2 protein-coding genes are annotated in these 1919 nt (G+C 62.9%); both read left to right on the forward strand.

Translation table 11 applies throughout. The features are described 5' to 3' along the window. Positions 1-797 (forward strand): glutamate ligase domain-containing protein (locus HMPREF3104_RS12845; RefSeq protein ID WP_305763978.1); only part of this gene is annotated, 797 nt, incomplete at its 5' end. After that, positions 781-1707, forward strand: a complete 927-nt coding sequence (locus tag HMPREF3104_RS11450; RefSeq protein ID WP_083279109.1) for a cell division protein FtsQ/DivIB — start codon at positions 781-783, stop codon at positions 1705-1707. The genes HMPREF3104_RS12845 and HMPREF3104_RS11450, both read left to right, overlap by 17 nt. Positions 1708-1919: the final 212 nt, after the last annotated feature.

Raw genomic sequence — 1919 nt, forward strand, 5'->3', positions numbered from 1 at the left:
ACGCTGCCGCCTGCGGCAAGCGCGCCGCCGCCCGTGGCATCAACGTGTTGGGTTACGGTACTGCCGAGGCAGCCGCGCGGCATGCGGACCTGCAGCCGGGTGCGGTGATTGTTGAGGAGACGCTGGTTGACGGCGGCGTTGCCGTGACCATCGAGTTGTCTGATTCTTGGCGCGTGTCCTACCAGCTGGCCATCCCGGGTCGCCACATGGTGCTGAACTCTGCCGCGGCTCTGCTTGCCGGAGTGCTTGTTGGCGGTGAGCCCGCCCAGGTTGCCCAGGGTTTGAGTGATTTCACGGGCGTGCGTCGCCGTTTTGAGCTCAAGGGCGAGATCACCGACGGTGCGTTTGAAGGCACCCGGGTTTACGACGACTACGCGCACCACCCAACCGAAGTCGCCGCCGTACTTACCGCCGCGCGCGAAAAGGTCGCCGCGGAAGGCAGCGGCGCCCGGGTAGTTGTGTGCTTCCAGCCCCACCTGTACTCCCGCACCCAGGAGTTCGCAGCAGAGTTCGCCGAGGCACTCTCGCTTGCCGACGCCTGCGTGCTCCTCGACATCTTCGGCGCCCGCGAAGCCCCCGTCGAAGGTGTGTCTTCGCGCTTGATTGCGGACAAGATCGCCGAATCCACCACGGTTCTACTGGAGCCGGACTTCTCCGCGGCGCCCGCCACGGTGGCTTCGGTGACCAAACCGGGCGACCTAGTGTTCACCATGGGCGCCGGCAGCGTCACCCTGCTTGGCGACGAAATCCTGACCACCCTCACCCAACCCGCAGGCACCCATGTCGACGAAAATTAACTTCCCGCCACCGGAAGACGAACCCAACGACCCGGCCGAACAGCCTGAGCCTGAGGAGCTCGAGTCCGAGGTTGAGGTTGAACAGGTTGAGGTTGAAGCGCCTGAGGCTGAGGAGTTCGAGGCAGAACAGCCCGAGGCCGAGCCTGCGGAGACCGAAGAGCCAGAGCCAGAGCCTGAGCCTGAGCCTGAGCCTGTAAAGCAACCGGCGTGGCCGGAGAATGAGAAACCGAAGATTGATCCGGTGCAACAGCGGATTCGCCGCCGTCGCGCGGCGTTGTCCATTGGTGGCTGTCTTGGCATTGTGGCAGTGCTGGCTGCGGTAGCTCCATTCACGCCAGTGGTCCCTATGCGAGGAATCAATGTCCACGGCAATCACGTGTTGACGGAAGAGTACGTCCAGCAGCTTGCGGATATCGCGCCAGATACGCCGATGGGGCGTGTGGATGTGCGTCGAGCTGCGCAGAACATAGCCGCTGACCCTTGGGTGGAGACCGTAACCGTGTCGCGTGACTGGCCGAGCAGCGTTGACGTTGAGGTCACGGAGCACGTGGCGGTGGCGTTTATTGCACAAGATGACGGAACGCATCTCATCGACAGCAATGGCATCGACTTCCTAGTTGCCGAACCACCACCGCAAGCTATTGAACTCGTTGGGGCACCGGTAGAGGATGCTGAGGCGATGGCGGCTGTGGTGGATATTGCGGCGTCGATTAGCGAGCGAGCCCGAAACGAAATTGCCGCCATCGACGTCGCACCGCTCAACCACGTGCTGCGCACCAACGACGGCCGCACCATTGTGTGGGGTGCGTCGGAGGACAACGAGAACAAGTCGTATGCCCTGGAGGCGGTGCTGCAGATGGAAGGCCGCGAGTTCAACATCACGAACCCGCAGCTTGTCACCAGCAGGTAGGGCAGACTTGGCTCGCCCTCGTGTCGGTCGCCCCTGTCTTGCGGTGTCTTCTAGGCGGTGTTTTCCGCGCGGAGGCAGTGCTTTCCGCGCCGCGGAAAACCTGTGTTCACCAAGCGGGTCGCTAGTCGCGCACGTTGATAGTCCCCGGGTGATAGTTTCCCGGGGCGAGCCCGTCCACTCTCAACAGATATGCAGGTCAAGATATGCAGGTG

The sequence above is a fragment of the Corynebacterium sp. HMSC30G07 genome, from assembly GCF_001806945.1.
Taxonomy (GTDB): domain Bacteria; phylum Actinomycetota; class Actinomycetes; order Mycobacteriales; family Mycobacteriaceae; genus Corynebacterium; species Corynebacterium riegelii.